Annotated in this window: 16 protein-coding genes; all 16 read right to left on the minus strand. The window is 56.5% G+C overall.

Annotation, left to right across the window (positions count from 1 at the left end):
* Positions 1 to 3,486: two-partner secretion domain-containing protein (locus tag AAE514_RS15875; RefSeq protein WP_347332537.1), on the minus strand; the 3,486-nt coding region annotated here is incomplete at its 3' end.
* Positions 3,487 to 3,559: 73 nt separating this feature from the next.
* A complete protein-coding gene (locus AAE514_RS15880; RefSeq protein ID WP_347332538.1) occupies positions 3,560 to 5,518 on the minus strand; it encodes a hypothetical protein in 1,959 nt (652 codons plus the stop codon).
* Positions 5,519 to 5,910: 392 nt separating this feature from the next.
* The gene (locus AAE514_RS15885) at positions 5,911 to 6,801 is read right to left on the minus strand and encodes a hypothetical protein (protein ID WP_347332539.1); all 891 of its coding nucleotides are present in this window, start codon (positions 6,799 to 6,801) and stop codon (positions 5,911 to 5,913) included.
* A 12-nt stretch (positions 6,802 to 6,813) separates the two neighbouring features.
* Positions 6,814 to 7,167 (minus strand): hypothetical protein, encoded by a 354-nt coding sequence (locus AAE514_RS15890; protein ID WP_347332540.1) that lies wholly within the window; start codon positions 7,165 to 7,167, stop codon positions 6,814 to 6,816.
* Positions 7,168 to 7,247: 80 nt separating this feature from the next.
* Positions 7,248 to 7,895, minus strand: coding sequence for a hypothetical protein (locus AAE514_RS15895; RefSeq protein ID WP_347332541.1), 648 nt, complete (start codon positions 7,893 to 7,895; stop codon positions 7,248 to 7,250).
* Between the two features lie 90 nt (positions 7,896 to 7,985).
* Positions 7,986 to 9,149 (minus strand): hypothetical protein, encoded by a 1,164-nt coding sequence (locus AAE514_RS15900; RefSeq protein ID WP_347332542.1) that lies wholly within the window; start codon positions 9,147 to 9,149, stop codon positions 7,986 to 7,988.
* A 46-nt stretch (positions 9,150 to 9,195) separates the two neighbouring features.
* Entirely contained in the window at positions 9,196 to 10,089 is an 894-nt protein-coding gene (locus AAE514_RS15905) for a hypothetical protein (protein ID WP_347332543.1), read from the minus strand.
* 401 nt (positions 10,090 to 10,490) lie between these two features.
* Complete coding sequence (locus tag AAE514_RS15910; protein ID WP_347332544.1) at positions 10,491 to 11,387, minus strand: hypothetical protein; 897 nt, start codon at positions 11,385 to 11,387, stop codon at positions 10,491 to 10,493.
* Between the two features lie 107 nt (positions 11,388 to 11,494).
* Positions 11,495 to 16,099 (minus strand): GLUG motif-containing protein, encoded by a 4,605-nt coding sequence (locus tag AAE514_RS15915; protein WP_347332545.1) that lies wholly within the window; start codon positions 16,097 to 16,099, stop codon positions 11,495 to 11,497.
* Between the two features lie 1,463 nt (positions 16,100 to 17,562).
* Complete coding sequence (gene pta, locus AAE514_RS15920; protein WP_347332546.1) at positions 17,563 to 19,698, minus strand: phosphate acetyltransferase; 2,136 nt, start codon at positions 19,696 to 19,698, stop codon at positions 17,563 to 17,565.
* Between the two features lie 22 nt (positions 19,699 to 19,720).
* Positions 19,721 to 20,899 (minus strand): acetate/propionate family kinase, encoded by a 1,179-nt coding sequence (locus AAE514_RS15925; RefSeq protein ID WP_347332547.1) that lies wholly within the window; start codon positions 20,897 to 20,899, stop codon positions 19,721 to 19,723.
* Positions 20,900 to 20,979: 80 nt separating this feature from the next.
* The gene (gene mutM, locus AAE514_RS15930; protein WP_347332548.1) at positions 20,980 to 21,792 is read right to left on the minus strand and encodes a bifunctional DNA-formamidopyrimidine glycosylase/DNA-(apurinic or apyrimidinic site) lyase; all 813 of its coding nucleotides are present in this window, start codon (positions 21,790 to 21,792) and stop codon (positions 20,980 to 20,982) included.
* Between the two features lie 238 nt (positions 21,793 to 22,030).
* Positions 22,031 to 23,323 (minus strand): phosphate regulon sensor histidine kinase PhoR, encoded by a 1,293-nt coding sequence (gene phoR, locus AAE514_RS15935; RefSeq protein ID WP_347332549.1) that lies wholly within the window; start codon positions 23,321 to 23,323, stop codon positions 22,031 to 22,033.
* 67 nt (positions 23,324 to 23,390) lie between these two features.
* Positions 23,391 to 24,086 (minus strand): phosphate regulon transcriptional regulator PhoB, encoded by a 696-nt coding sequence (phoB, locus tag AAE514_RS15940; protein WP_347332550.1) that lies wholly within the window; start codon positions 24,084 to 24,086, stop codon positions 23,391 to 23,393.
* A 150-nt stretch (positions 24,087 to 24,236) separates the two neighbouring features.
* On the minus strand, positions 24,237 to 25,133 hold the full coding sequence (ubiA, locus tag AAE514_RS15945) for a 4-hydroxybenzoate octaprenyltransferase (protein ID WP_347332551.1): 897 nt from the start codon (positions 25,131 to 25,133) through the stop codon (positions 24,237 to 24,239).
* The gene (locus AAE514_RS15950) at positions 25,130 to 25,744 is read right to left on the minus strand and encodes a chorismate--pyruvate lyase family protein (protein ID WP_347332552.1); all 615 of its coding nucleotides are present in this window, start codon (positions 25,742 to 25,744) and stop codon (positions 25,130 to 25,132) included. Before AAE514_RS15950 ends, ubiA begins: the two co-directional genes overlap by 4 nt.
* Between the last annotated feature and the right edge of the window lie 106 nt (positions 25,745 to 25,850).

Here is a 25,850-nt window from a genome sequence, read left to right on the forward strand (position 1 = left end):
CAGGTCTGTGAAGCCGGAGAAGGTAAAGCGTGGATCCTCACCCACAACGTTCTGGATGCTGCCAGTGGTAATTGACCCCGAGTCCGCTCCGGACACTGTCCAACTGTTGGTGCCGTCTTGAAGTGTTAGGGTGCCATCGCCGCCACCTAGTAGCTGAACGTCCAGGCTATCAACCGCCAGTTCGTTGCCGTTCTTAAAAATGACGTCACCGGCAGAATGCACCGTCGCAGTTTTTGCTGACTTCAAATCAATGGCGCCAAGGAAGGTATTGTCGCTGCCGTCCAGCGTCAAATCTCCGCCGCCGATATTAGCAGTGGTTGTACCGCCGAAACGGAGGGTGGAGCCCTCTTCCTGGCTAACCGTAACCGTTGACGGTTCCCAGGGGTCGAGGTCAGGTGAGAGGTCGCGCCCCTGAATGGTCACCCCACCACAAGTCTCTGCGGTAAAATGCTCACAGTCAGCAATCGTGACAACAGACCCAAGCTCAACACTAGTGCCCGCTGTAATGGTAACGTCGCCACCATCGGAGGGGCGGAGATGGCGGGCCTCTCCGTCGCTCAAGTTATTAAGATAATTACTCCACTCGTCCCCTAGTTGCTCGATCGGTTCGTCACTGTCGTTTGTAGCCTCAAGGTTGGCGTGTTGCGTGTCCAACCTGGCCGTAGAGGTGGCGTCCGCCGGACGAAAGTCCACAGTGTCGGCATCGATTGAAATATTCCCGCCACCGGTAAAGACGTTTGCGTACAAGTTGACGGCGCCACTGGATGAATTGAAAGTGACGTTCAGGCTTTCCCTCGCATCAGCGTACTGGTCGTAAATACGCCCCCGCAGGTTAATGTCGCTATCGGCATCGAAGGTCAGGTGAGGCTGAGGTAGACGTTTGGTTACCGTTTCCCCGTCTTCGACTACCTCCACCTCGCCGCCTTGACCGTCCCAAGTAAACGGTCCCGAGTTATTAAAGTTAAACTCTCGGTACAGCGTGATACTTCCGCTTGAAAAAACCTCGACACTACCGATGGATTCAGAGCCGCCGTTATTGTTGAGAGCGACGTAGTCCTGCTCGATGCTGAGTTCGCCGAGGTCTACGTCTCCGCTAGCGTAGATCCTAATCTTGCCGGCATTTCGGCTTTCAGACTCCGCTCCTCCCCCCGTCGAAACTGTTCCCCATGTCGAAGCAGCCGGGTCTGTTTCATTTTCGAAATAGGAGGTAAAACTGCCTACGCGATCATCAGAATCTCCAATGAGAAAGTCGCCGCCTGCGGTACTGATACTCCCACGTACCAGAACAGCACCGGGAGTGTCGATGTCGGCAAATCGGCCTTGGGTGAGAATTGTGCTGTTAACAACGGCTTCAGGAGAAAGATCGTCAACATTATCGCCAGTAATAATCCCTACAGCATCATCGCCTCCTGCCAAAGAGTCGTCCCCGGCAGAAATGACAAGCCCCCGCTCATTATCACCTACGATAGACTCGTCAAGGGCTGAAAGAGTCACTGCACCATTAACGGTGGTTTGGTATGTTGAGAGAAACTCGACAGATGAAGGGCTTAGTGTTTGACCAATACTGCCATCGACTTTAATTTGACCGCCAGATTTAAACAGTATTTCTCCTTCGGTATCGATTGATCCTTTGATCAATATGCTTCTGCCGCCGATTTGATCTGTATCGCTCTGGGACCCCTCAGCACAAGAATAGGTGCTTTCTTTACAATAGTCATGTGCAGCGATAGATCCAGAGTAAAAGGACAGGTTCCCCTTCCCTATACGCATTTGTCGATCATTGCCTACAACGATATCATCCCCCGCACGGAGCGTCAGGGAACTAGTGCTATCTTGATTAGTTTCAATATTCGCATCAATTACTATATCCCTGTAAGCGTTAAGAACAAGATTTCCACTTTGATTCAAGTGATCCTGGATATCAAAGTTATTAATGGTAATATTGTCAGAAGGAAGCAAATCGAAAGTGATCTGTTGGCTATCCAAATCGACCTCGCTACCCCCTATTGATATAGTGATGTCTTGCGGATCCAACAATAGCGTGCCGGATGCTGCCGTTCCACTTAGGTTAGCATCGCCCCGAAACAATAACTGGTCTTTGCCCGAAACCTCCGCAAACCCCCCGCGTCCTGTCTGCCCGGCCCCCTTGGCGGTCAGACTCCCATAGAATCGGGTAGCCTCGTCTGACCAGACGATTACTTCACCACCATCTCCCTTGGCAGTCGCATCTGCGTTCAGTACGGCATCTCGTCCAACAAACGTGCGTTGACTATTACGTACCAGCTGATTGTCACCTTTATAGTCGCCGCCAACCAGAATTGTTCCACCACCGGTTGTCCCCGAAACGTCAACACGACTGCTATCGGCTACGCCAACACGATCTCCCAAGGCGTAGACCTCTCCCCCAATTCCGGATTCATGGCGACTTTCGGTTACGGAGCTACCTTCTAGTAAGGTAGTATTCCGCGAGTGCAGTTCAATGGTCCCGGCTGCCCCATGATTCGTTGCGTTGGCAGCGATTTCACCGGTGTGGTTGACGTTCTCGCCAATCAGTGCGACTTGACCCGCGCCTACATCGCCACTAGAGACCGAGATGGTGCCCGTGTTGCTGACATTACCGCCCGCACCGAGTGTAAAGCTGCCGTCCTCGTGCATGAGTACGCTTTTGGCATCGGCCAACTCTCCCGTATTGACGGCTTGGGAGAATATGTCGCGGCTGGTGCTCGCAGTCAGCAACACCCTACCGCCCTCAGCGGTGATGGAGCCCGCATTGACCAAAGCGTCTTCGTTGCCTTCTCCCTGAAGTTGGGACCGCGCTACGCGCACGCCCATAAGACCGGCCTCATCAAAGGTGACGACGGTTTCGAGACCACTGGCAAGACTGACAGACCCCATGTGGGCGGAAATCAAGCCCTCGTTTTTGACACTTTTACCCTGTAGTACGACATTGCCACCGGTAGCCGCCGTAATCATCCCCTGGTTAATTACTTTCCCCTCGGTATTGGCTACTTCGGAGAAGACAAGGTCGCCACTCAGAAAATCTTCATTGGCAATATCCAAACCACTGGCTATGATTCCGTCCACATTTACCTGGGCACTTTCACCAAACACGACACCGCGCGGATTAATCAGCACCACATGACCATTGGCGTTAATGCGGCCTCGGATGTTGGAGGCCGACTGTGACAGTATTCGGTTCAACGCAACCGCATCACGCCCTGGCTGCAAGTAGGTAACCACCTCATCAGAGGCCAGATCGAAGCTGTCCCACTCGGCAATCAAGCGGTCCGAGCGCTGAGTAATCGTGGTCTGCTTATCGCTCTTGGTGATGGCGCCGGAACCGGCCACGACGTTACCGCCTTCCGGCCCCGCCAAAGCGGCAGGTACCGTCATCATATGTCCAGCCGCCACAATGGCGGGCAAAAGGCGCTTGCGAAAAGCGATAGAAGGAAAGGCGTTACGAGAGGAATAGGTTCGGCGGGTCATGCTACCTCCTTGCATGGCCCGCCGTCTGTGCGGCGGGCCGTTAACAGTATGTTTTTTACTGAGTTAGAACAATCTAGTTGGGCAGGTCGCCTTCTGGCTTGGCGAGTATGACACGCTCGCCCGTTTGGACGTCTATAACCCAAACGGCCGTGGAGTCGAACCCTACCCCGAACATTAACTGCCCGTCCTCGGTCACATCCAACCCCAGCATTGTATTCAAAGGATTAATATTCCCGCGAACCGCCTCCCCCGAAATTACCGTGCGAGATTTGTCATTGACGTCAATCGACCAAATTTCCCGCGAAAAGTCATCGCTGACGAAAATACGGTCGCCGATATCATCCGTTGTCATTTCGAAAATCCAAAGTCGGGGGGTACCCTCTGGAGCTCCCTCAATCATAAATGGCGTGCGCTCGCCTGTTTTAAGATCTATATGGTAAATCCCTGCGGGTTCTGGGGCCCAAATTCGGTTTCCAGGGATATCCACTAGCAAGGACGCAGAGAGCCTCAATCGGCCTCCAAGCTCTTCATTGCTTGAGACATAGGACCTGTACCCAGTTCGCAAGTCAAGTTTGCTGACAACATTGGGACTACTTGACTCCACCAGGAATGCTTCATCGCCATCGCTCAGATTAATCGTTATCGCAGATATATTACTAATACTTGTCGCGCCTTCCTCAGGGTAAAGATCAGTGGTGATCATTTCTACCGAACCACTTTCAAAGCTATAACCAAACACTCCGTCACGATAGTCTGTATCCCCGGAAGTAAAACTAACCGCCATTATCAATTGATCATTGTCTTTATCCAAAGCCAATGACCTGAATGCACCTAGATCGTTCACAAGCACACTAGACTTAGCTGTATTTAAGTCAATTTCTACCACATTGCGCCCCGCACGATTAGCTACATAAACGGACTCTCGATTCTCATCTAGAACTAAATCGTGAGAGTCGTCCAAAGGAGTAAATGGCTGATTCGCTGGAAACGCATCCGTAAACAGTTGGCGGGTCACCGAAAGCGTCACCGCCTCTTCGGTCATATTGCCATGCTCATCTTCTGCGGTAATAGAAATTATGTTCTCGCCAGAAGACAGACTCACCTCAGCAGTCCATTGTTCAAAATCATTGTCAGTCTTAGCGACAAGCCCCGTAACAGTGCTGCCATCGCCCTGAGTAGCGCTCAGGGTTACCGATTTGACTGAGCTGATCTCGTCACTCGCTACCCCACGAATAGCAATCGCATCGCCCTCGGTAGCAGTAGTCGGGGTGGGGAAAATCACTTCAACCGTTGGCGGTTCCTCATCCGCTACGGTAGTAATGGCAAAGGTCTCGGCCATTTCACCGACATGCACCACCACTTCATGGGTGCTCTCGGGAGTTTCAGGCGCGTTGCCTCTCAAGATCAACTGGTCACCGGCCGCTACCTCCCCGTCGGCCGAGGTGAAGGCTTGGTCATTGATTTGGTACTCACCTCCGACTACCCGCACCGGCAGTTGGGTATTGATTCCGCTTACGGTGACACTGTTGCTGGCAACGTTTTCCGCGCCAACTTCGGTTTCCGCTTGAGGGGCGAAGCTGAATGACTCGGGCGTAGCGTCTTCCTCCTCCGTGGTCACCGTAAAGGTGTCACTCACGCCCCCAATGGTCAGGGTGGCCGAGGCCTCGGCGCTGAAGCTCTCCGGGGCGGTGAGCTGGACGGTGACCTTGTCGCCGTCTTCCACGGAGCCTTGGGCCTCGGTGTAGCGGCCGCCGTTCACGGCGTAGGCACCGCCGGAAACGCTGACAGAGGTGTCTGTGTTGATGTCGCTGACCGTAATGGTGTTGCTGGTGACGGTGGCGCCACGCTCAACGTCGGATTGGGCCTCAAAGGAGAACTGCTGGGGCTTTTCGTCCACCGAGGCACTGGAGGACTGTCCGGCGCTGGAGCTGTTGGGAATCTGGCGAGGATTGCTATCGCTACCGCCGCAGGCGGCCAGTCCGAAAGCAACCAGTGAGGCCAGGGTGAGCTGGCGCAGCATGGGGAGGGGCATGACGTGCACTCCTTGTGTTCCGTGTCAGTGGTGTGGTGGTATTAGCATCAGCGCTGGATTGTGCCACAATTTGAGTCCCTAAAGTGTGAACCAGTTGGAATTTGGCGCATTATCCTTCACTTTTTACAAGGTGGCGTTTAAAGCTCTCCTTTGTCGTATTTTCCGCCCCCTCTTTCACTGCGAGCACGCAAAAGGGGTGGCGTTCGCCCAGTATTTTGCTAACGTGGACCCTCCTTAGCGCTTAAATTTATGATGGACGCTGCCCGCCACACGTTGCCCAACCAACAGCCGTTCACCAATCACCATGGGGCGACGTTCTCCATTTGGTACTCGCTCGTTTTTATTGAGATCACAGACAATGTTGCGGAACAGCGCTGCCAGGCTGAACTCTATCAAGCCGCGCCGCTGTTCAGGTATTTCTGCTCGACTTCCCATGTGGCATTGTCCCATTTCAATAACGGATAGTCCTTCACCAGCTCGGTATTTTCCAGTCCATCAAGAGCGCGGGCTTGTTGGGCTCTGGCTTCGGGTGAGAGCTCCAGTTGGATGCTGTTGATAATATTATCCATCAGCTCATACATAGGGGCCACGCTGACACGCTTGTCCAGCTCAGAGCGGGGCAGGCCTAGGATTCGGCTCGGGCGGAAAAAGAGTTTAGCCATCACGTTGTCGCTGATAGGGAAAAATACAAGTTGATTTCTGGTTTTATGAGCGGAAAAATTCCTGGGAACTGCTTCCATTCTCACGGCATTAACCGGTAAATGATGCAGTGGTTGCCAATTAACCGGCGCATCAAATTCCTGGACATAGTCCCGCGTAGAGTCCAAGTGGTACGAATACATAAAGGTTAGATTTTCGCCGATAACCTGCTCCATGGCACGCGGATGGAACAGTGACATGGATTTGGGGAAGTTTATCGCTTTGATGAAATCAAAGGACATGCCCAGCTCTGCTACTGTGCCGGAGAACCAAGGGCCATTAAAGGCCCACGCGTGGTAAAAAAACTCCAACTTATCAAAGTGATCTTTGACCCCCTTTTCGGCTTTTTGTTCGTTATACATACTGCGAAAGGGCATGGAACCACCAGACTGAGAGCCTGACCGGTAGCGACGTTGAGGGAAGGTGGGTAAATGATTGGCGCGGCGCGGACTATGCCGCGGTGCTTTAAAGCTGATAAGCGTACCATCCAGATCGCTAGAGATTGTTCGCGCCCAGCGAAAGCTGGGGCCCTTGGGCACCACTAATTGCTTTGGCTCGCGCAGCTTTAGACGAACATTCATCATTGGCCGACCCCTTTATTTGTACTTTTTGCCTTTGAGCTTTTTGGCGCCAGACTGCACTGTGGTACTGACATAATACATGGCGCCTCCCAGGCCGACCGCGCCAGCAGTGGAAAGCCCAAACCCGAGAACACCAAAGGCGGCGCTGGCCGTCGATAAACCAAATAGCCCGGTTTTCAATGCGCTTTGCGCTGTTACGTCGGAGTGCAAATGATTGCCGACGACTTCAGAGGGACGCAACCCGGCGCTCTTGCCACTACCGAGAGGTGTTATGTCAAGATCTTTGGCTATTTTTAAGCCCGAATTCCCCGATGTAGGAGTTAGGCCCTTGCCGCTGCCAGGGGCGATGTCTTCTCCTACTTGGGTCATGCTCCCATCCTCGTGCTCCGATGGTTATGGGAGGCTGGATCAACAATCTCCCCAACGGCCAGCGCCGAACCCGGTTTGCCCTAGCTCTTTGAGTGTCCGATAAGGCCCACGGATTCCACATTCTTATTCTTCAACAGCGTAATAATGTCGAAAAGGTTTCCAGCATCCACGCCTTCTTCCAAGTAGAGGTACACCTGGGCGACTGAGTCGCCCTTCCTCGGGAGGGATATATCAATCGCTTTAGATATCGTCTCAAGCGACGTATCCGAAAGCGGTTTATTATCGATGAGGACGTCCCCACTAGCAGAGAGGGTAAGAACCAATGTATTGGGGGCGGAAGGGTTAATATGTTTCTCGGCCTCCTTACCCAATAGAAGCTCTACGACCTTCTGTTTTGGAAAGAAAAAGTCTTCGAAGCTATCGCACTGCCAGCTCCGTCCCAACCGGGATTCGAACGTTCTATGTATGGCCTTATGGAACCCTGAAAAGCTCTCGACCTCCATAGACTTCAAGTCGGACCGGAACTGATCATTCTCAATATCCATCGATTTTGAAGCAATATATCCGTAAACCTCCTGAAGACTATCTTGATTATCAACCTCGGACCACGCCGCAGGATCATAAAGATCGCAATAACTCTCTGTAGCCTCCCTATAGGTCACCCCTTGAGCCTGGCAAGCGATCAGGGTAAGCGGAATCAGAGCCAATAGCGCTTTTGTACAGCTCATTGGCTCATGACTCCAAAAGCACGCATACAGAACCCCTCGTTCAGGTGAGTCGAACGGCAACGATTGGATAGAAGAAGCCCCTTCAGTTAATCAAGATTGAAGCAGGTCTTTATCACTTACGTACCACCGTTGATTACCCTTGCCAAACGTACAGCTGATTCCGGCACCAATAGTTTTGGACTTTTTGACCATACCCGCCACAATAACGCCGGTAGCTACTAAACACGATAGCGTCGCGAAATGATTGCCACTGAGCAGCGCATCAACTCCATTTTCTACAATCTTGGTGGCTCCACCTCCCCCCAGGGGGCGAAGGCCATCCGCGGCCGACACTGTGCCACTGGAACCTAGCCCGATGGCGGCCGCTTTTCCGATTTCAGCGCCCACGTTCTTGAGAGTGCTCCACCGACGCAGGTCGCGATAGCTGGTGTTCAGGCCGACAAAGTTCATGCCTGCATCGGCACAGAGTTGCTTAAGCTGATTCTCTGAATCAATACTGGGGTTGGAAAAGTACACGTTTTGGTTTTCGGCTTGAGCCGTGGCCTTTAGCAGTTTGGACATATTTTTGAAGGTGTGAGCCCCTTCACCATGCACAAGCCAGTTCACCGGTAGTTTATTCTGCGTGCCGTGCTGGATTACAGAAGCCAGCTGCTGGGCGGCTTCGGGCTTTTTGTGCTGGCCTTTTTCTACCCAGAACACGGAGTAGGGGCCCTCCGCATCGTGAGGAATAAGGTATTTAGCCTTGCTATAGCCGCCGACCACATGCTCAACCAACCGGTCGCTGGCATCATCGAGGTTGTCAAAACGGCCCGAAACGGCCGCATAGTGGGCGGTTCCCCCCTCGCTTCTCCACTGGTGATCACCGTTCAAGGAGTCCACAGAACTTTTGGAGGGAAGCCATGCTTTGTCATCAGGATCGTAGGCGACGCTGTAAAGTCCCACCCTCCGATCATCATTACCATGGCCGATTGCCAGAAGCTGAATAAGCACCACACCATTAAACATATAGTACTTGAGTGTCACATTTCCAGAAGCGATCGTGCGCGCATCGCCGGCGGGGTTGAGGCTTTTTCCTTGCAGGGGATTAGCATTTAGCCCGACGACCTGACGGAAAATGGTCGTCAGGTGGTAGCTTTTCCGGTAGTCCTTCAGGGCCTGTTGAACGATATCCACCATTTCGTTCTTGACGTAGACCGTTCGCCCTGCCCCCTGGAAGCCAGCGTAGACCTGGGTATAGCCCGCGTAGTTCTTCATCGCATACTCCTTTTTTCCTTTGCAATAGGATTGCTTCAGTTGTGAATCAGTATAATTTGGGAGGGGGCGAACACTCCCCCTCGAATACCAATGAGTCCTCGCCTGCCATAAAATCCCCTTGGCGGTAGCTGCCGTAGTAGCGCCAGTTCTCGGGATCGCGTTGAGTACTGTACCGCGCCCCAGGATTCCGCTGTCGCGCGCTTGCTTTCTGTTGAGTACTCTCCGGGGACAGCTTCAGTTTTAGGCTCGGGATAATGGCGTTAATGCGGCTAAACATCAGAGCGTTGCTGGGCTCGGCAGGAAGGGATCCGATAGAGGAAAAGCTAACCAACAGGTACTTGTCTTTGAAAAGAGGGGTTGCCAGCCAAGCCGTAAAGCGAGACTCGTCATTGAACGGTGTATTAGTGGGCTCCCAGTCCGCTTTTCGGCTCCAAGATTCGTAGTACACCCAGTCCACGTCATGGAGCGTTTTTATTTGCCAGTTCACCGGGGTGGTATGTTCATTGAGACCAAAACCCGGGCCACGACTATAATACAAACTATGTAGCAATAGGCGCTCTAGCTGTTCTGGGTTAAAGCAGTCAAAATTCGTTTCCATGCGCGAAATGTCGCAAACCACCGCACTACATTGCAATGTTCCCAGATGGCGAGATCGCCAAATTGACCCATAGGTTTGCCATTTCCGCTTCAGAATACCGGAGTCGCTGACACCCTTAAAGGTTGGAGGGTAGCCATTTCGGTCTGGCTTTTCGCTGTAGCGGTAAAGGTTAGCCTGAAATAGATTGAATTGCTTACCATATTTTTCTTCGGGAAACTCATAGTCCTGGGGCGGCAGCGTGATACTAAACTCGCAACCCGAGAGATCCAGGTTCAGTGTGTCCCATTGGCGAGGCTGCTTAAAGCAGGGACGTTTTCTAGAGGCGAACAAGCGGTTGAACATCGCGATATTACATCCTTCCGGTTTACGGCGTCGTTGTTAAGCCCTTGAGCTTACCGGGATTGGGAGGGAAAGGACAAAGATAGACGGTGACGGAGAAGCAGCATTGGTTCCCGCCAATTTACCTGGCTCCGCAGAGGCTCTGCCTGGAGAGTGTGGCTGTCTATGTTGATAAGGGTAGATTATGTCCATATCCATTCCTTTTCGACTCCGAAACTAATTGCTAATTCTAAACGACATTCAACCGACATAGCCATACTTGTCAAGATATTTTTTGTGACTCACATCTCAGATATAGCTGGGAAATAGGCGACAAGGGATTTCCGGCTCGATACCCGTTTTGTTTGTTGGTGAGGAGGACCGTTCGCACTTGTTATTTGATTACCAGCCACTTCATCAGTGCATCAGTACAGTTTTGGAGGCGGCGAGCACTCCCCCTCGAATACCAGTGGATCCTCGTCTGCCATGAAATCCCCTTGGCGGTAGCTGCCGTAGTAGCGCCAGTTCTCGGGATCGCGTTGAGTACTGTACCGCGCCCCAGGATTCCGCTGTCGCGCGCTTGCTTTCTGTTGAGTACTCTCCGGGGACAGCTTCAGTTTTAGGCTCGGGATAATGGCGTTAATGCGACTAAACATCAGAGCGTTGCTGGGCTCGGCAGGAACGGATCCGATGGAGAAAAAGCTAAGCAGCAGATACTTGTCTTTGAATAGGGGAGTTGCCAGCCAAGCAGTAAAGAGAGAAGCATCATTAATAGCTGTCCTAGCCGGTTCCCACTCCGCTTTTCGGCTCCAAGACTCGTAGTACGCCCAATCTACACCATGAATTGTCTTAACCTCCCAGTTAACTGGCGTGGTGTATTCGTTTAGTCCGCCCCCAGGACCGAAAGTGTAATACAAGCCATGCATTAACAAGCGCTCAAACTGCTCTGGATTAAAGCTATTGAATTCCGTTGCCATTCGCGATATATCGCAAACGACTGCACTGCACTGCAATGTTCCCAGGTGCTGAGACCGCCATATCGGCCCGTAGGTATACCAATTTCGATTCAACACCCCAGCGTCACTAACGCCCTTGAAGGTAGGAGGGTAGCCATTTCTGTCCGGCTTTTCGCTGTAATAGTAGAAATCGGCATCAAATAGGTTGAATTGCTTACCATATTTTTCTTCGGGAAACTCATAGTCCTGGGGCGGCAGCGTGATACTGAACTCGCAACCCGAGAGATCCAGGTTCAGCGTGTCCCATTGGCGAGGCTGCTTAAAGCAGGGGCGTTTTCTAGAGGCTAACAAGCGGTTGAACATCACGACCTTATATCCTTTCTCGCCTGGCTTTGGCGATCAGTATTCCCAGTGCTTCTGGCTGCGGATGGCAGACTGTTTTCATTAACAGCCTGCCAACATCGCTACGCTTATCACTTCCGGCGGACCGCTCGCTGACGCGAGAGGCCCATCAGGAGCAGTGCCATCAGTAGCCACAGTGATACTTGACCACCGCCACCTGAGCCGCCGCCGGAGGATTCTTCGTCGCCTCCGTTGCTATTGTTGTCGCCGCCGGAATTACCTTCGTTGGTTTCCTCTTCAGTTTCCTCCTCCGACGTTTCCTCTTCTTCCGAGGTGGCTGCTTCCACGGACCACTCGAGGGTCACTTCCCCGGATGACAGTACCGGGTTGCCGTTATCAAACGCGGTGGCGCTTACCTGGTAGTCGCCTTCATCGAGGTCGGCCGGATCGAAGCGGAACCGAGCCGCACCGCCGGGCGCGACCGGCAGACTGCCGGTTTGCCACTCAAGGGTATGCTCGTCACCACCATTGGGATCGTCCACTTCGGCCTCAATGGTCACTTGGCCGGCTTCCGGGTCGACCACTTCGACCGGCTGGCCGTCCTGAAGCACTCTCAGAGTGAGGGACGGAGCGAGGTTTTCGTCGGTGAGCGTCAACGTATGGAGGCGGCGCTCTTCATCTACTGGCATTTCGAACGCATCGCTTTCGCCGGCACGGGCGCTTTGAATTTCCAGCCTTAGCGTTTCCTCGATTTCGAACTCGTCGTCACGGGCGACCGGGATGATCAACGCTGCTTCTTCTTCAAGCGCCTCGCCGAATTCAATGACCACGGTCAGCTCGTTGGGATCGACGCCTTGCTCACCGTCGGTGACCAGATCATTCAGGTTCGCCGTGCTGTCGTTTTCGATCCAGGCGGCGCTGACTTCGATCGGGTATTCCGGTGAGGGGCCGGACAGGGTAACGGCAATCCGAGCTTGCTTATTTTCACCAGTGGTGCTCTCGGCCTGACCGAAACGGACCAGCGGATAGACATTGACGGCTTGTTCCATGGGCTCGGAGCGGTTGCCGGCATCGTCCACGGCGCGCCATTGCAGAGTCAAAGCCCCGGAAGGCAGCTCAACCCGGTTATCGGCATCCATGGTCAAGGCTTCGTCGGCCAAGCTCACTTCGTAATTCACTTGGGAGTCGAAGTTGTCGTAGCCCAGCGCGTCTTGGACACGCAGGGTGACCCGGGTGGTTTCGCCGGTGGCGGCAACCTTGATGGACTCGGGAACTTCAACCATTTCAGGCGCTTGGTCGTCTTCCCAGAGAGCGGGATTGTTGGGGTAAGCATCCTCGGAGTTGACGAAGCCATCGTTGTCGGTGTCGTTTGGATGCTCGTCCAGCGTCAGCCCGGAGCCCTCTTGGCAGCTAGTATCGCAGCCTTCATGCCACGCGTCAGGGAGGCTGTCTTCGTCCGCGTCCACTGAGGCAGCAGGATTGGCCGGGAAGGCGTCTTGTTCATTCACCGCACCGTCGTTATCGGTGTCGTTCGGGTGCCCATCCAAGGTCAGGCCGGAACTGTCCTGACAAGAGGTGTCACAGCCATCGCGCCAAGCGTCGGGCAGGCCGTCTTCGTCGACATCCACGGACGCCGCCGCAATTAATGGGAAGGCATCGGCGTCGTTGTTGATGCCATCGCCGTCGTTATCCGTATCGAGGGTGAGAGCCGATTCGGACTGACAGGTCGCATCACAGTTCCCGTTCCAAGCATCCGGGTTCCCATCACCGTCTGTGTCTACCGAGGCTTCGGCCAGCTGCGGGAAATCGTCTTTATCATTAACCACCCCGTCATTGTCGGTGTCGTCGAGATGATCGTCCAACGTCAGCCCTGAGCTCTCTTGGCAGTCTATATCACAGCCTTCATGCCACGCATCAGGGAGACCGTCTTCGTCGGCGTCTACCGAGGCGGCAGGATTGCCCGGGAAGGTGTCTTGTTCATTCACCGCACCGTCGTTATCGGTGTCGTTCGGATGCCCATCCAAGGTCAGGCCGGAGCTGTCCTGGCAAGAGGTGGCACAGCCATCGTGCCAAGCGTCGGGCAGGCCGTCTTCGTCGGTATCCAAAGAGGCTGCCGCGATCAACGGGAAATCATCGGCGCCATTGATCGCGCCGTCGTTGTCAGTGTCATCAAGACGCTCGTCCAATGTCAGACCCGACTCACTCTCGCAGGTACTGTCGCACCCTTCATTCCAGGCATCAGGAAACCCATCTTCGTCGACATCCACGGACGCCGCCGCAATTAATGGGAAGGCATCGGCGTCATTGTTGATGCCATCGCCGTCGTTATCCGTATCGAGGGTGAGAGCCGATTCGGACTGACAGGTCGCATCACAGTTCCCGTTCCAAGCATCCGGGTTCCCATCACCGTCTGTGTCTACCGAGGCTTCGGCCAGCTGCGGGAAATCGTCTTCATCATTAACCACCCCGTCATTGTCGGTGTCGTCGAGATGATCGTCCAACGTCAGCCCTGAGTTCTCTTCGCAGTCTGTATCACAACCTTCATGCCACGCATCAGGGAGACCGTCTTCGTCGGCATCCTTGGACGCCGCCGCGATTAACGGGAAGGCATCCGCATCGTTGTCGACCCCATCGCCGTCGTTATCCGTATCGAGAATGAGGGCTGAAGACGACTGACAAGTCACGTCGCAGCTCTCATTCCAAGTATCCGGGTTTCTATCACCATCGGTGTCGACCGAGGCCTCGGCAAGCTGCGGGAAGTCATCGTCGTCATTAATCACACCGTCGTTGTCAGTGTCATCAATATGTTCATCGAGTACCAAGCCTGAGTCACCTTGGCAGGTGGTGCCACACCCTTCGTGCCAGGCGTCAGGCAGTCCATCTTCGTCGGCATCCATGGACGCCGCCGCTATTAACGGGAAGGCATCGGCGTCGTTGTTGACTCCATCCCCATCCTTATCCTTATCTAGGGTGAGGACAGACGTCGACTGACAAGTCGCATCGCAGCTTTCGCTCCAAGCATCCGGGTTTCCATCACCGTCGGTGTCAACCGAAGCTTCGGCGAGCTGCGGGAAATCATCCTCGTCATTGATCACACCATCGTTGTCAGTGTCATCGAGATGCTTATCCAACATTAGGCCCGAAGCAGTCTGACAATCGCTGTCGCAGCCCTCAAGCCAGGCATCAGCCAAGCCATCATCGTCTTCATCCTTGGACGCCGCCGCGACCAACGGGAAGGCATCGACGTCGTTGTCGATTCCGTCGCCATCGTTATCCATATCGAGGGTTAGACCGGAACCTGACTGACAAGTCGTATCGCAGCTCTCACTCCAAGCATCCGGGTTTCCATCACCGTCTGTGTCAACCGAGGCTTCGGCAAGCTGCGGGAAGTCATCTTCGTCGTTGATCACGCCGTCATTGTCAGTATCATCAAGGTGCTTGTCCAACGTCAGGCCATAGGCAGTCTGACAATCGCTGTCGCAGCCATAACGCCATTCATCGGGAAGACCGTCTTCATCGGCATCAACGGTAGCAGAAGGGTTCCTAGGGAAAGCATCATCTTCGTCTAAAGCTCCATCACCGTCGCTGTCGTGGTAGGTCTTCCCTTCCAAAACAAGAGCTGGCAGTTGCTCATGGGTCCCGAAATTCCAGTAGGCATGCCCGTCAGCACTCTCAACCTGAATCCACTGCTCATAGAGTATTACTTCCGCACATGAGGTGTCGCTGGCCGCAATTGGGCATTGCAGCTCTGCCAGCGTCGCTTCAACCCCAGCGCCACTTTCAGACAGCTCAGGTGTGTCCGTCGTCCAATAGCTGGTCTTGACAGACGCACTAGGGCTATATTGAAACTCTGCGCCTAGCAGACCACCCGCTCCTTCAACGTGACCCGTCGAATAGCTTGATTTAATCTCTCCAGTGTAAAGGAACCCCACCAAACCGCCGACTCTAGAGCTCTGACTCGCAACTGACCCCGTACTAAAGGCGTTACGCAGTTGACCTCCTCCAGTAATCCGGCCTACCAAGCCACCAACGTTTGTACTATTGCCTCGGACACGGCCTGTGCTGAAAACGCCATCAATGATCGTAGCATCTGCGTAACCAACTAAAGCACCGACATAACTGTGCCCCGAGATACTCGTCAGTGAGCCGGTGAGACCAAGATTCTGAATTTGAGCTTCTTGGGTGTATCCAAATAGTCCCTGATACAAACCAGAAGGGGCTTCTGAGCGGTTGATATTTAGGTTTCGAATTACATAACCATTGCCATCAAAATCTGCCTGGAAACCATTTTCCGAATCACCGATGCTTTCCCATCCAGAACCGCCGTTCCAGTATTCGTCCTGCTCATCCAGGACACCGTCCCCATTGGTGTCAAAGTCTAGGTCAGACGTCAATTCGTATCCGTGGCAGCGACGCTGTAAGATTCCTTCGTATAAAACGGCGGGACAACCAGTTGTATCCAGCTCTCCTTCCGCACTCATCCGACGACCCACGCCATCCAAGCTATAACGGATAGCATGGAGCTGAAACAGACTATCAACGCTAATCAACCCATTAGCATTCGGATGCTCGCTATCAAGCACGCCATCATTATCGGCATCGCTTAGATTCGAGTCCAAAGTCAGACCGGAGCGGTCTTGACAAGACAGGTCACAGCCACTATTCCATTCGTCCACCAAGCCGTCCAAGTCGACATCAATAGCGGCAGCAGGATTATCTGGAAATTGATCCAGCACGAGACCACCGTCACTCTGACAAGCGGAGTCACAAAAAGCAGACCAATTGTCGGGGGCTCCATCTCCATCAGTATCAATATACGCCGCTGGCTTCGAGGGAAAATCATCTTCGAAGTCCAAAGCGCCGTCTCCGTCACTATCACGGTATATGTGTCCAGAAAGTATTAGCCCCGGTAGTTGGTGACTATAACCAAAATGCCAGTAAGCATCACCTTCTGCACCCCGCACTTGATCCCATCCTTCGTAAAGTACTGGGCCAGCACAGTCTCTTTCATTTGCCACCCGGGGGCACTGCAGCTCCGAGAGCAGAGCACCTACACCACCATCGCTATCCAAGCGACCAGAACTGTCTTGAAGCCAGTAGCTGAACTCTACAACTTCATACGACGTCAGGCGGAAACCTATTAGACCGCCAGCCCTCACCCCCTCAACTCGACCGGCAGCGAGACTTGATGAAACTCGGCTGTTTGCCAGCCTCCCCACCAGCCCTCCGACGCTGCCGCCCTCGGAAAGCACTGAGCCACCCACGAAGGTCGCCCTGATCACGCTTTCATTCCGAGCATCGCCAATCAACCCACCAACGAAACTGCTTTCTCCGTACACAGCGCCGGCACTGAGCACTCCTTCAATCTCGGTATGATCAGCGGTGGCGGCCAATGCGCCGACGTATCTCCGCCCAGTAATTCTCATCAAGCGACCCGTTAGCGCCAAATGTCTAATGCTTGATCTTTCCACTAGGCCGAAAAGCCCTTGATGATCTGATTCAGGTCTATCAATATACAAATTGCGTATTCGGTGCCCCCTACCGTCAAACTCGGCGACGAATCTATCCCAACTCACACCAATCGGTATCCACCCCTCTCCCTCATTCCAGTAGTCATCCAGCTCATCGATCACCCCATCGCCATTAGTATCAAAATTTAAATCGGTGGTGAGCTCAAAGCCGACACAGCCGTCGACGGGGCAGCCGTTGCTGCTGCCATAGAGCGAGCTGCCGTCGAGGTTGTTGCGGATTTCATTCAGGTCGGCCAGGTCGTTAATTTCGATCAGGCCGTCGTTGTCCAGGTCGTAATCCTCGCGGCCACTTTCGGCTTGTACGGCGGTGGCAAACAGTGCGAGCAAAACAGTACTAAACAGACGAGACATAGTCCTCTCCGTGGGTCTTTGGTGTTGGAAGTCGAACAAATAAAATGCAATAGGGTGAGTCAGCTTTCGCCAAGGGAGGGCAAAAGTCGGGAATGTGCGAGCTAGAGGAGCGCGGTGCGGTGGAGCGGTCCTTTGCATAACGGGGTTATCCTTACTGTTCCTTGTTGCGCCTAGAGGCTTCCTAAAACGGTGGTGGTGTTGCGGTTTGCTATGGCGCCAGATGGTACTACAGGCGCCTCATTCTTTGTGTGACGCATATCACATTACCGCCTGTCGGCGTCGGGCCGACGGGGTGCGTAGGCGCCTTTACCTGCCATTCAAGCGCTGGCCTGAATGGCGGTGAGGGCGATGGTGTAGAGAATGTCGTCCACCGAGGCGCCGCGCGAGAGGTCGTTTACCGGTTTGCGCAGGCCCTGGAGCATGGGGCCGATGCTGACCAGGTTGGCGCTGCGCTGGACGGCTTTGTAGGTGGTGTTGCCGGTGTTGAGGTCCGGGAAGATGAACACGTTGGCCTTGCCCGCCACCGGGCTGTCCGGCGCTTTGCTTTTGGCGACGGAGGGCACGCTCGCCGCGTCGTACTGGAGGGGGCCGTCGATGATCAGGTCCGGGCGCTTTTCCTGGGCGAGGCGGGTGGCTTCGCGCACTTTTTCCACGTCGCTGCCGGAGCCGGATTTGCCGGTGGAGTAGCTGATCATCGCGATGCGCGGGTCGATGCCGAAGGCGATGGCGGAGTCGCCGGATTGGATGGCGATGTCGGCCAGCTCCTCGGCGTTCGGGTCCGGGTTGACGGCGCAGTCTCCATAGATGACCGGCTGCTCGGGCAGGAGCATAAAGAATATGGAGGAGACCAGGGCCGCGTCCGGCTTGGTTTTAATCAACTGCAACGCCGGGCGAATGGTGTTGGCGGTGGTGTGCACGGCGCCGGAGACCAGGCCGTCCACATCCCCTTGGGCGAGCATCATGGTGGCGAGGACGACGGTGTCTTCGAGCATGGCTTCGGCCATGGGTTCGGTCAGGCCTTTGTGTTTGCGCAGGGCGACCATGGGGGCCACATAACGGGCGCGGACGGTTTCCGGGTCGATGATTTCCACATCATCCGGCAGGGTCACGTTGTGGCTGGCGGCCACGCTGTGAATTTCATCGGGTTTGCCGATCAGCACGCAGCGTGCAATTTTTTTCTGGTGGCACAGCGCGGCGGCCTGAACGGTGCGCGGCTCCTCCCCTTCGGGCAACACAATACGTTTGCCGCCGGCACGGGCGCGTTGCACCAACTGGTAACGAAACGCCGGCGGCGAGAGCCGCTTTTCCAGTTTCACTTGCGTGCGCTCGATCAGCCAGCGGGCGTCCAGCTCCGCGGCGGCGGCGTCCATGACGTTGTTGATGCGCTCAACGTCATCGGGCGGCACTTCGGTGTTCATGTTGTTCAGTTGCTGCGCCACCTTGAAGGTGTTGCCTCCCACCAGCATCACCGGCAGGCCGGTTTTAAGAGCCGCCTGGCACAGGGTCATGACTTGGGGGTCGGGCAGGATGCTGCCGGTTAACAGGACCCCAGCGAGCGGCACGCCGTTCAGCGCGGCCATGCAGCTGGCGACCAGAATGTCTTCCCGGTCACCGGGGATAACCACAAGGGTACCGGCCTTTAGGGTTTGCAGCATGTTTTTCATGGTGCGGGCGCAAACGGTGATGTTCTGCACCCGCCGCTCGGTTAACTGACCTTCGTTTAACACCTCGGCTTTGAGGTAATCGCACACATCCCTCGCCCGGGGGGCAACCAGGTGTGGATGCCAGCGAATGGCGCCCAGGCAGCGAAACCGATCCTGGGAGAACACGGGCAAGGAGGCGATAATTCGCTCAAGGCCGATATCGACCGGCGTATCGTCATTGGGTTCTTCCCCGGCCAGGACTTGTTGGTTTTCCAGATCCGGCGCGCCCACTTTGTTAAGCACGCAGCCGAGCAGCCGTGGGTTGTTAAAGCCGCCGAACAGGCTGGCGGTCATTTTGATGCGTTCATTCAGCTGCGCGGTGCTGTCGGCGTTTTTCGCGGCGACGAGGATGATGTCCGCATCCAGCGCTTTGGCCATTTCCTGGTTGAGGCGGTCGATGTAGTTGTTGTCGGCGAGCGGCACCAGCCCCTCGACAATCACCACTTCGGCTTGCTGGGCGGATTGTTGGTACACCTGGATGACGTCTTCCATGAAGGCGTCGGCCTTGCCCTGGGCGAGTGTCTGTTGCGCGTCCACCAGCCGCAGGGGCTCGGCGGGGGTTAGCCCCAGGGTGGAGTGGGCCATGTGGGTGGAGCGTTCCGGCCCGCGATCATCCCCCGAGCGCTGGGCGATGGGCTTGCAGAAGGCGACCTTGACCCCCAGTTGGTCCAGTGCCCGGACCAGGCCCAGGGAGACCGAGGTCAGGCCGGTGCCGGCGCTGGTGGCGGTGATGAAAAAAGTGTGTTGCACGGCAGTCCGCTCCCGCTCGCAGTCAGTGTTGTGTCAGTCGGTAGGCGTCATTGGCGATGACCCATTCCTCGCGGGTGGGAATCACCAGTGCCGCCGGCGAGCCCGGGGCGGTAATCCGGCCCTGGTCATCGCCATTGGCTCGATTCAGGGCCGAATCGCATTCGAACCCAAACAGGGGCAAGTGCTTGAGCACCTGCTCGCGTACCGGTGCGGCGTTTTCGCCGATGCCGCCGGTAAAGACCAGCGCGTCCAGGCGCGGGAGGCTCGCGGCCAGCGCGCCAATGTGCCGGGCGAGCCGAAAGCAAAAAACATCGATGGCCCGTTGGGCGTTGGCGTTGCCCGAGGCCGCCGCTTCGGTCAGGGTGCGCATGTCATTGGACAGCTCCGAGAGCCCCAGCAGGCCGCTTTCCCGGTTAAGCATGGTGGTGATTTCATTGAGGGTCAGGTCGAGCCGGTCAGCCAGGAATTCGTGCAGGCCGGGGTCGACGTCGCCGCTGCGGGTGCCCATTACCAGCCCTTCCAGGGGCGTCATGCCCATGGTGGTGTCCACCGAGCGGCCATTGCGCACCGCCGTGGCGCTGCACCCGTTGCCCAAGTGGGCGGTTATCAGACCGTGGTCGCTCGGGTCCAGTTCCAGCCGGCGCACGGCCTCGCCCGCCACGTACTGATGGCTGGTGCCGTGAAACCCGTAGCGGCGCACGCCCTGTTCCCGGTAAAGGCGCATGGGCACGGGGTAGAGGTAAGCCTCGGGTGCCAGGCTCTGGTGGAAGGCGGTATCGAACACCGCAACTTGGGGGGTGTTCGGGTACAAGCGCTGCATGGCGCGGATGCCCAACAGGCTGGGCGGGTTGTGCAGCGGCGCCAGGCTGGCGCAGCGGTCTATTTCTTCGACCACCGACTCCTCAATGACCACCGAGCCGGAGAACGCTTCCCCGCCGTGGACCACCCGGTGGCCGATGGCAAGCGGCGCGCCCAGGTCTTCAACTAGCGCGTACACCTCCCGCAGCGCCCCTTCGTGCCCCTGGTCGGGAATCTCACGCTGCTGTTTCTCGCCCTCGCCCCGCCAGCTCAGCAGCGCCTGGGGCGATTCCAGCCGTTCGGCCAAGCCGGCGATCACCTCTTTTTCGGCGTGCATGTCGAAGAGCGAGAACTTGAGCGAAGAACTGCCCGAGTTGATGACCAGTACGGGAGAACGAACCATGAAAACTCCGGTAAACAGTAGCAACCCCCAGTGTAGCGTGTGAGCACCGCCGAGGGGAATCCGAACAAAGGGGTACTACATTAACGCTGACAGGCCACGCAGTACACGGTGGTGCGGTTGTTCATGCGAATTTCCTTGAGCGCTTTGCCGCATTGCTTGCAGGGCTGGGCGCCCCGGCCATAGACCATCAGTTGCTGTTTGAAGTAGCCGGGCTGGCCGTCACCGCCGACAAAGTCCCGCAACGTGGTGCCGCCCTGTTCGATGGAGCGCTGCAGCACGAAGCGAATATTCTCCACCAGCCGCTCGAACTGCTTGCGGGTCACGGTGCCGGCTTTGCGGATGGGCTTGATGCCGGAGAAGTACAGGGCTTCGTTGGCGTAGATGTTGCCCACCCCCACGACGGTTTTACTGTCCATCAAAAATTGTTTGATGGGCGCGGTGCGTTTACGGCTGCGTTTGAACAGGTACTCGGCGGTAAAGTCCTCACCCAGCGGCTCCGGCCCCAGGTGTGCCAGGAGTGAGTGGGCCAGTGGGTCGCCCTCCACCCAGAGCATGCAGCCAAAGCGGCGCGGGTCACAGTAGCGCAGGATGTTGTTGCCGAAGGCGATGTCGACATGGTCGTGGAAGCGCGGCGGTTCGCTTGGTGTGACGATTCGCAGGTTGCCGGACATGCCCAGGTGAATGAGGAGGGTGCCGGTGGGGAAGCGCAGTAGGAGGTATTTGCCTCGGCGTTGGGTGTCGAGGAGTTGTTGGCCTAGGAGGCTGCTTTCGAGGGTGTGGGGGATGGGCCAGCGGAGGCTGGGTTGGCGAATGTGGACGGCGGTGATTTTGCGGCGTTCGATGTGGGGGGCGATGCCGCGGCGGGTGGTTTCGACTTCGGGTAGTTCGGGCATAGGGTGTTTTGGGGCCTGTGTTGCGGTTGGCAAACTATATCACGAACAGGGGCTTTTCTCTGATGGCCCTCTTTGCGAGATTTCTGGTCCGGCCCTGGACGGGATACACCCTCCATAGACTCTCTGAGGCATGGATGCCGATGAGAAGCCTCCAGGGATGGATTCACGGCGGGTCTCCAAACGGTATACCTCCCGACAGACCGGAACGTCGCGAACTGATAAAGGTTCAAACCGAAACTTATTTATCTGAGGGGGTTTGGCTGAAGATGCAGGTGAAGGTGCTGCCGGTGCCGGGTTCGCTGTTGATTTGGAGTTCGCCGTCGTGGCGGAGGAGGACGTGTTTTACGATGGCCAGGCCCAGGCCGGTACCGCCGGTGCCGCTGTTGCGGCTTTGTTCTACGCGGTAGAAGCGCTGGGTCAGGTGTGGAATATGCTTGCTGTCAAAGCCCGGGCCGTTGTCGGCGACCGAAAAGAATATTTGGTTGTGAGCTTGCCACAAGCGCATGGCGATTTCGCCACCGGCCGGGGTGTATTTGACCGCGTTGGTGACCAGGTTGGAAAAGGCGCTGTGGAGTTCTTTCTCGCTGCCGAATAGCTCGAGTTCGCTGGACTCGCACTCCAGGGTAATCTCGTGGTTCTTTTCGCCACTGAGCGCCTGGGCTTCGGATTTGATGGTTTGCAGGAGCGGTTCCAGCGGAACGGGTTTGTGGTTGAAGCCCGACTCGGTGGTTTCCAGTTTGGAGAGAGTGATCAGGTCGTTGATCAGCAACGACATGCGTTTGGACTGTTGCTCCATCTGATGGAGCGCCCGGCGCCAGGGTGGGCTTAGGTCCGCGCCGCTGTCGGAGAGGGTTTCCAGGTAGCCGCTGATGACCGTGAGCGGGGTGCGCAGTTCGTGGCTGACGTTGGCCACGAAGTCCTGGCGCATTTGCTCAAGCTTGTGCAACTGAGTCACGTCCCGCACGACGATTAAGCGTTCGTTGCGGCCGAAGCGGGTAATCTGAAACTGCAGTTGTTTGGTGGTAAAGCGGGGAGAGGGAATTTCCAGCGGTTCGCTGTAGTGGCCCTCTTCAAAGTAACTGACGAAACGCGGGTGGCGGATGAAGTTGATGACCGACTTGCCCTGGTCGCTGCTGTGAAAGCCGAGCAGGCGTTGGGCCGAGGGGTTCCACCAGTCCAGGCAGCCGCGCCAGTCGAGCACGATGACCCCATCGCGCAGGGCGGAGCTGGTTTCCTGCACCCGGTTGATCACGGCTTGCAGGCTGTTCTTTTCCTGCTTTTGCCGGCGCTGTAGGTGGTAGATGTTGTCGAACAGGTCCCCCCAAATGCCACTGGACTCGGGCGGGGGTTCGTCGTTCATGTGCAGCAACCACAGATTGAGCCGGCGGATTTGCCACACCATCCAAGCCACATAGCAGCCGCCGCCGATGAGCAACGCCCACACCACCTGGTCGAGCCACAGCCCGAGCAGCGCGGAAATAGAGAGAAGAATCAGCAGGCGTCGCAGTTCGACGCTAAACCCTCGAAGCAAAATAGCCGGCCTCTTGGCGGAGCCGCCGCAGTGACTCCGCTTGTAGAAACAAATCCGTTATGAGCGGTTAGCCCGCCTGGGTGGAAAACCGGTAGCCGGTGCCGCGCACGGTCTGTACCAGGTTTTCGTGCTCGTCCACGGCGAGGGCCTTGCGCAGCCGGCGGATGTGAACATCCACGGTGCGCTCCTCCACATAGACGTTGCCGCCCCACACATGGTCCAACAATTGGCTGCGAGTATAAGCTCTTTCCTGGTGGGTGAGGAAGAACTCCAGGAGGCGATACTCGGTGGGGCCCATGTCCACGGGGTGGTCGTTAATGGTGACCCGGTGGCTGGCCGGGTCCAGGCACAGGCCCTGAACCCGGATCGGGTTGCCGTTGACTTGGGGGTCCGCCCGACGCAGCACCGCCTTGAGGCGAGCCACCAGTTCCCGGGGGGAAAAGGGTTTGGTGATGTAGTCATCGGCCCCGACTTCCAGGCCCTGGACTTTGTTGTCTTCCTCACCCTTGGCGGTGAGCATAATGATGGGGACTTCCGCCGTGGACTCCTCGCGCTTGAGCCGGCGGGCCAGTTCTATGCCGCTGGTGCCGGGCATCATCCAGTCCAGCAGCACCAGATCGGGCCTTTCGTCGACGGTCAGCGCCAGTGCCTCCTGGGCGTTGCTGGCCTCAATGCATTCGTAGTCGGCCATTTCCAGGGCGACTCGCAACATATCGCGGATCGCCGCCTCGTCGTCAACTATTAGAATCCTGCGCCCTGCCATAATACCTGCCTGTCATCAGTCATCGATCGGGACGAGGCGAAACGCCGACGCCCCAAGGCTGAAAATCAACCTTTCGCGCCAACGTATTTAATAAACTCAGTGTTACACAATTATGACAAACCGGGAATCCGTCCGGATTAAATCGGGTACCTATGACAAATGCAGGTCCACCACGATGCCGACAAACACCGCAAAGCCTACCCAATTGTTATTGAGAAAGGCCTTGAAACAGGGGCCCCGCTCCCGGTAACGGATCAAGTAATGGTGGTACACAAACAGCCCGGCGGCCACCGCCAGCCCCAGGTGGTACCAGAGCCCGAGTTCGAACCGGCCCCCGACCAGCAGCAGGGCGTAGAGCGTCATCGCCTGAAGCAGGCCGATCATGACCCGGTCCATGTCCCCAAAGAGCACGGCCGTGGATTTAATACCGATTTTCAGGTCATCGTCCCGGTCCACCATGGCATAGAGGGTGTCGTACACCACCGTCCAAAGCAGCGCGGCGGTGTACACCAGCCAGACATCGGTGCCCAGGGAGCCCCGCTGGGCGGAAAATGCCATGGGGATCGCCCAGCCGAAAGCGGCCCCCAACACCACCTGGGGGAGATGGGTGTAGCGCTTCATAAAGGGGTAGCAGAACGCCAGGGCCACCGCCCCCAGGGACAGCAGAATGGTGAACCGGTCGGTGAGCAGCACCAACCCGAAGGCCACCAGGCACAGGGCGACGAACAGTGTCAGGGCCTCCCGCTCGCTCACCTCTCCCGTGGCCATGGGGCGGGCCTTGGTGCGTTTGACGTGGCCGTCGAGATGGCGATCGGCGTAGTCGTTGATGACGCAGCCGGCCGAGCGCATGACAAACACGCCCAGCACAAAAATGATCAACAGATCCCAGTCCGGCAGGCCCTCGGCCGCCAGCCACAGCGCCCAGAGCGTGGGCCAGAGCAACAAGAGCGTGCCGATGGGGCGGTTCATCCGGGTTAACCGCCAGTAGGCGGAGAGTCGATTACGCCAATCCACCGAGCGATGGGGAATAGAAGACTTTCGGTTCATGAGTTCAACCGTTGGACAAAATCGGGCAAAAACACCTCGCTGACCAGCAGCGGGCGATGATCCAGCCGGAACACCGAGCGCCGGCCCCACAGGGGCTTGCCGCCCTGAAGCACCTGGGGCACATAGCGGCACCGGGGGCTCAGTTCGGCCACTTCCAGAGGCTCGCGCTCCAAATCCGGCTGGCGAAACAGAAAGCCACCCAGCGGGCGGGTATCCAGCAAGCGCAACTGGCGCAAGCGCCCTTTCAGGCTACTGATGGGCAGCAGACTGCGGGCGAATACCCAGGGCTCTTCACACCCCCAGAGCACCACTTCCCGCACCAGGGCCCAGCGCCCGGCGGCCATACCCAGCACCCGCCCCTCGGAATGATAGGGCCGGGCCAGCCCCTGGGAGAGGACCTGAACCCGGAACTGCCCCTGGCTGCGGGCCTTAAGGGCGGCGGTGAGCGACCCCTGGTCCAGCAACCAGGGCCCCAGGGAGGCCGGCCATGGGGCGGGCGAGCGGGCGCCGGCCCAGTGCCAGCGCGGCTCCCGCCGGTCCGGAAAGCGGGGGGCGTCACCGCCACTGGACGCTCGATGCAGGGCTTGAAGCAGCGGTTGGTCCTGAGTCAAAACACCTCCTCTGGGGCTCGAAACCGGGTGCCGTGTATTCTCCGGCACCGAGGGGCGCTATTCTAACAGCTTCCTTTCCCGCTGCAGGGCTCTCTGCCAACCTGCG

This window comes from Marinimicrobium locisalis (assembly GCF_039822625.1).
Taxonomy (GTDB): domain Bacteria; phylum Pseudomonadota; class Gammaproteobacteria; order Pseudomonadales; family Cellvibrionaceae; genus Marinimicrobium; species Marinimicrobium locisalis.